Source organism: Amycolatopsis sp. NPDC059021 (assembly GCF_042739895.1).
GTDB lineage: Bacteria > Actinomycetota > Actinomycetes > Mycobacteriales > Pseudonocardiaceae > Amycolatopsis.
In genome coordinates this window covers 95024-100722 of the sequence record NZ_JBHYIQ010000029.1, presented here as the reverse complement: position 1 = coordinate 100722, position 5699 = coordinate 95024, and the positions used below count along the sequence as shown (strand labels likewise).

5 protein-coding genes are annotated in these 5699 nt (G+C 72.1%); all 5 read right to left on the bottom strand.

Translation table 11 applies throughout. The features are described from left to right. Positions 1-198: 198 nt before the first annotated feature. Positions 199-2775 carry a phenylalanine--tRNA ligase subunit beta gene (gene pheT / locus ACFWX1_RS19490; RefSeq protein ID WP_378389110.1) on the bottom strand — a complete coding sequence of 859 codons (2577 nt, stop codon included), beginning with the start codon at positions 2773-2775 and terminating at the stop codon, positions 199-201. Between the two features lie 72 nt (positions 2776-2847). Beyond that, a complete protein-coding gene (gene pheS, locus ACFWX1_RS19485; RefSeq protein ID WP_378389108.1) occupies positions 2848-3930 on the bottom strand; it encodes a phenylalanine--tRNA ligase subunit alpha in 1083 nt (360 codons plus the stop codon). A gap of 189 nt (positions 3931-4119) precedes the next feature. After that, positions 4120-4950, bottom strand: coding sequence for a TrmH family RNA methyltransferase (locus ACFWX1_RS19480; RefSeq protein WP_378389132.1), 831 nt, complete (start codon positions 4948-4950; stop codon positions 4120-4122). 5 nt (positions 4951-4955) lie between these two features. Further along, entirely contained in the window at positions 4956-5333 is a 378-nt protein-coding gene (gene rplT, locus ACFWX1_RS19475) for a 50S ribosomal protein L20 (protein ID WP_009079612.1), read from the bottom strand. Between the two features lie 65 nt (positions 5334-5398). Next, complete coding sequence (rpmI, locus tag ACFWX1_RS19470) at positions 5399-5593, bottom strand: 50S ribosomal protein L35 (protein ID WP_378389106.1); 195 nt, start codon at positions 5591-5593, stop codon at positions 5399-5401. Positions 5594-5699 lie beyond the last annotated feature (106 nt).

Here is a 5699-nt window from a genome sequence, read left to right as displayed (position 1 = left end):
GGGTGCTGTTCGGGGTCGGGCCGCGGTGGGCGCCGTGGGGTCCAGACGACACGGCCGTCTTCCCCACGGGCCCGGAACTCAGGCGCGGACGGCGCCGCCGCCGAACCGCTCACCCGCCGCAGCCACGACGGTCGGAACTCAGGCGCGGACGGCGCCGCCGCCGAACCGCTCACCCGCCGCGGCCACGGCGGTCGGAACTCAGGCGCGGATGGTGGCGCCGAACCGCTCACCCGCTGCGGCCACGGCGGCATCGCGGGCCTTCGTGGCCTCCTCGACGGTCAGCGTCCGGTCCGGTGCCCGGAACCGCAGGCTGTAGGCCAGCGAACGGTTTCCTTCGCCGACCTGCTCGCCGGTGTAGGCGTCGAACAGGGTGATGTCCTCGAGCAGTTCACCCGCTCCGGTGCGCAACGCCTCGGCGAGATCGGCCGAGGGCACGTCCTGGGCGGCGACCAGCGCGACGTCGAGCAGCACCGGCGGATAGCTCGACACGCTCGGCGCCGGGCGCGAGTCCGGCAGCGGGATCGCGTCGAGGTCGAGCTCCATCGCGACGGTGCGCGGCGGCAGGCCCAGTGCCTCGACCACCTTCGGGTGCAGCTCGCCGGCATGCCCGACGGGCCACTCCCCCACCTTGAGCCGCGCGCAACGGCCGGGGTGGAACGGCGGCAGATCGGCGGCGGCCACGGTCAGCTCGACCCCGGCCGCCTCGGCGACCGTCCGCGCGGCCTGCACCGCGTCGGCCCAGTTCGCCTGCTCGCCCTTGCCCCACCAGCCCGCTCGCTGCCGCTGGCCCGCCAGCACGACGCCGACGTGCAGCGGCTGCATCGGCACGGCGGCTTCGAGCACGGCCAGTTCCTCGTCGGATGGCCGCCGGTCGACGCCCAGCGCCGGCACCTTCACCGGGTTCGGCGCCTCCAGCACGACCTGTCCGATGTGGAACAGCGCGACGTCCTTCATCCCGCGGGAAACGTTGCGCTGCAAGGTGTCCAGCAGGCCGGGCAGCAGCGTCGTGGCCAGCTGGTCGCGGTCGGCCTCCAGCGGGTTGCGCACCCGCACCGTCTTGCGGCGCACGTCGTCGGCCGGCAGCCCGAACGCGTCCCACACCGCCGTGCCGACGAACGGGAACGGCAGCACCTCGACGTACCCGGACTCGGCCAGCGCACGCGCGACACCACGGCGGCGGCGCTGCCGTTCGGTGAGCCCGCGGCCGGCGGGCGCGGCGGGCAGGGTGGACGGGATGCTCTCGTAGCCTTCCAGCCGCAAGACCTCTTCGACGAGATCCGCGGGCTGCACGAGGTCGCCGCGCCAGCTCGGCGGGATCGCGGTCACGAACGCCGTGCCGTCGTCACCGGTACCGACGGACACCTTGCAGCCGATCTGGGCGAGCCTGCGGACCGTCACGCCGCGCTCGTACCGCACCCCGGCCACCTTGTCGGGCAGGTTGATCGGCATGATCACCGGCGGGTTCGGCTCGACGCCGCCCTCGTCGGTGCGACCAGGCTGGATCGAGCCGTCGCCGTACTGGCGCAGCAACTGCGCCGCCCGCTCGACCGCCGCGGCACACAGCTGCGGATCGGTGAACCGCTCGAACCGCTTGGCGGCTTCGGAGAAGAGCTTGTGCCGTCGCGCGGTGCGGCTGATCGACGCGGGATCCCAATGCGCCGCCTCGATCAGCACATCGGTGCTCTCCGGCGTGATCTCGGTGCTCGCACCACCCATGGTGCCTGCCAGCGAGATGACCCCGGAGTCGTCGGCGATCACCACGTCGTCGGCGTCGAGCACCCGCTCCGCATCGTCCAAAGTGGTCAGTTTCTCGCCCGGCTTCGCCTTGCGCACCACCAGTTCGCCCCGGACCGAACCGGTCGCGAAGGCGTGCAGCGGATGCCCGAGCTCGAGCATGACGTAGTTCGTGACGTCGACCGCGAGCGAGATCGACCGGATGCCGGCCAGCATCAGCCTGCGGCGCATCCACCACGGGGTCGGGGCGGTGGCGTCGAGATCCTTGACGCGGCGCAGGACGAACCGGCGGCAGCCCTCGGTGTCCTCGATGCGCACCGGCCAGGCGTCGCGGTCGGCCTCCGGGACCTCCCGCTGACCGGGGTCGCCGAAGGGCACGTCCAGCGCGTTCGACAGCTCCCGCGCCAGGCCGCGGATGGACAGCGCGTAGCCGCGGTCCGGGGTCGGGGTCACCTCGACGACCGTGTCGTCCAGGCCGAGCAGTTCCCGCGCTTCGTCACCGGGGCTCGCGGTGCCCGGCGGCAGCACGAGGATGCCGGCGTGGTCGTCGCCGAGGCCGAGTTCGCGCGCCGAGCAGATCATGCCGTCACTGGTGCGGCCGTAGGTCTGCCGCGCGGTGATGGCGAAGTCGCCGGGCAGCACGGCACCGGGCAGCGCGACCACGACGAGGTCGCCCTCGTCGAAGTTGCGGGCACCGCAAATGATCCCGCGGGTCTTCAGCCCGTGCGGCCCCTCGTGTTCGAAGGGGCCGTCGTCGTCATCGTCGTCGGCGCTGTCCGCGTCGAGCGCGGCGTCACCGGTGGCGGGTTCGTCGGCGGACTCCCCGACCTCGACCCGGCAGAACCGGATCGGCTTCTTGAACTCGGTCAGTTCCTCGATCTCGGCCACGCGGCCGACCACCAGGGGGCCGGTCACCGGGCCGAGCCCGCTGACGTCGTCGACCTCGATGCCGATCCGCACGAACGCGTCGACCAGATCCTGGGGCGTCACTTCCTCGCTGACGTCGAGGTGCTCCGTCAGCCAGCTCACCGGAACTCGCACTTACGCCTCAGCTTTCTGCGGGACACCCGCACCCGGTCGGCCCGAATGAGCCGCTTCGCGATGGTCGCTCATTCAGGCCTCCGTCCCGAAGGGAAGAGTGAACCGCACGTCGCCCTCGACCATGTCCCGCATGTCGGGGATGCCGTTGCGGAACTGCAGGGTGCGCTCGATGCCCATGCCGAAGGCGAAACCCGAGTACACCTCGGGGTCGACACCGCAGGCGCGCAGGACGTTCGGGTTGACCATGCCGCAGCCACCCCATTCGACCCAGCCGGGCCCGCCCTTCTTCTCCTCGAACCAGACGTCCACCTCGGCCGAGGGCTCGGTGAACGGGAAGAAATGCGGCCGCAGCCGGGTCTTCGAGCTCTCGCCGAACATCGCGCGGGCGAAGGCGTCGAGGGTGCCCTTCAGGTGGGCCATCGTGATGCCCTTGTCCACGGCCAGCCCCTCGACCTGGGTGAACACCGGGGTGTGCGTGGCGTCCAGCTCGTCGGTGCGGTACGTCCGGCCAGGGCAGACCACGTAGACCGGCAGATCGCGGTGCAGCAGCGTGCGGGCCTGCACCGGCGAGGTGTGCGTGCGCAGCACCAGCCCGGAGTCCTCTTCCCCGACATAGAACGTGTCCTGCAACTGCCGGGCCGGGTGGTCCTTGCCGAAGTTCAGGGCGTCGAAGTTGAACCATTCGGCTTCCAGCTCCGGGCCCTCGGCGATCTCGTAGCCCATCGCGACGAAGGCGTCGGCCACCCGCTCGGAGACGGTGCTGATCGGGTGCCGGGCACCGCGCGGGATCCGGTCCCACGGCAGCGTGACGTCGACGGCTTCCTCGCGCAGCACGCGCTCGTCGCGCTCGGCCTGCAGCTCGGCACGGCGCGTGTCGAAGGCGGCCTGGATGGCTTGGCGCGCTTCGTTCACCCGCTTGCCGGCCTCGGCCTTCTCGGCCTTGGGCAGGGCGCCGATCTCCCGGCGGGCGAGCAGCAGCGGCGACTGGTCACCGAGGTGCGCAGGCTTCACGGCGGCCAGCTCGTCGAGCCCGGCCGCGGCCGCGAACTCCGTCTCGGCTCGCTCGACGGCTTCCCGCAAGGCTTCCTGAGTTAGCACAGCGGGGGCGAGCGCAGCCACGGGCTGGGCATCCTGCTTGTCGTTGGCTTCGGACATAACTCCTCGGCGTCCGGCTGGACTGGTCGGGCCGTGTGGCGACGGCCCCGCCGCACACGCTGAATCTTCAAGCGGGGGAATTCTATGGGATCCCATCGGTGGCCGGACCGTCGCCCTTGGCGGGCCCCTCGGTGGTCACCAAGGGGTGAACGCACCGGTCGGGCAGCACCGGGAGCACACCGCCGGGTGCTACCCGTTCGGCTGACGCGCGGCCATCGCCGTGGTGTAGACGCACACCGCGGCCGCCGTCGCCAGATTGAGGCTTTCCGCCCGTCCGTAGAGCGGAATCCGCACGGCGAGGTCAGTGGCGCCGAGGACGTCGGCGGGCAGGCCGTGTGCCTCGTTGCCGAACACCCACGCGGTCGGCGGTGCGAGGTCGACGCGGTCCAGCTCGGTCTCGGCGTACCCGTGGGCGGCGAGCGTGCGCAACCCGGCGGACGAGCACGCCTCCAGCGCGGCGGAGACGTCGCGGACCCGCGCGATGGCGGGGTGGAAGAGGCTGCCCGCGGCGGCGCGGACGCATTTGCCGTTGTGCGGGTCGACGCTGTCGCCCGCGAGGACCACCGCGTCGGCACCGGCGGCGTCGGCGACGCGGATCACCGTGCCCGCGTTACCGGGGTCGGCGACGTCGACGAGGACGACGACCAGCCGCGCACCGGCCGCCACGACCGTCGAGAGTGGACGGTCGACAAGGGCGCAGACGGCGACGATCCCCTGCGGCGTCACGGTTTCGGAGAGCCCGCCGGCGGCGCGGTCGGTGATCGGCGAGACCGGGACACCGGCCTCGTCCGCCACCGCGAGCAGATTCCCGTACTGCGCCGCCGCGCGTTCGGTGACGAACAACTCGTGGACCGTGCCGCCGCCGTCCCAGGCGTGCGCGAGCGCGGCCTCGACCGCGTTGGCGCCTTCGGCGAGGAACCGGCCGGTCTTGTCGCGTTCCGCGCGCCGGGTCAGCTTGCGCGCAGCAACGACCCGGGGGGTCCGTTCGGTGAACGGAGCCGCCCCGGGCCGGGAAAACAGGCCGCTCAGGCCGACTTCGCTTCGCCGGTCGTCACGTTCGCCTTGGCCAGCTCGGCCAGCGCGGTGAACGCGGCGGCGTCGTTGACCGCCAGGTCGGCGAGGATCTTGCGGTCCACCTCGACACCGGCGGCCTTGAGGCCCTGGATGAACCGGTTGTAGGTCACGCCGTTGGCACGGGCCGCCGCGTTGATCCGGGTGATCCACAGCTGGCGGAAGTCACCCTTGCGGGCGCGGCGGTCCCGGTAGGCGTAGTTGAGCGAGTGGAGCGTCTGCTCCTTGGCCTTGCGGTACAGCCGCGAACGCTGGCCGCGGTAACCGCTGGCCAGTTCGAGAGTTGCGCGACGCTTCTTCTGGGCGTTGACCGCCCGCTTGACGCGTGCCACGGGTCCATCCTGTCAATCTCGGGGGGCGCACCACGCCCCGGGTGTTCAGAACAAAAGCGATGAGGTCAGCGGCCGAGCAGGCGCTTGACGCGGCCCACGTCGTTCTTCGCGACCTCGGTGGTGCCTTCGAGGCGCCGGGTGAGGCGGCTGGACTTCTTCTCCAGCAGGTGGCGACGGCCGGCCTTCTGGCGGCGCAGCTTGCCCGAGCCCGTGACGCGGATCCGCTTGGACGTCCCGCTGTGCGTCTTCATCTTCGGCATGGTTGTTGTCCTCTTCCGTGCGGCGGGGGGGCCGGGGGGGCGCGGGGGGGGGGGCGGTTTGTTGGGGGGGGGGGTGGGGGGCGCCGCGCGCCCCGGGCGCCACAGC

What these genes read in the sequence shown, in the direction of transcription:
- rpmI (WP_378389106.1), bottom strand. Translation starts at nt 5,593, where the DNA reads ATGCCGAAGATGAAGACGCACAGCGGGACGTCCAAGCGGATCCGCGTC.
- pheS (WP_378389108.1), bottom strand. Translation starts at nt 3,930, where the DNA reads ATGTCCGAAGCCAACGACAAGCAGGATGCCCAGCCCGTGGCTGCGCTC.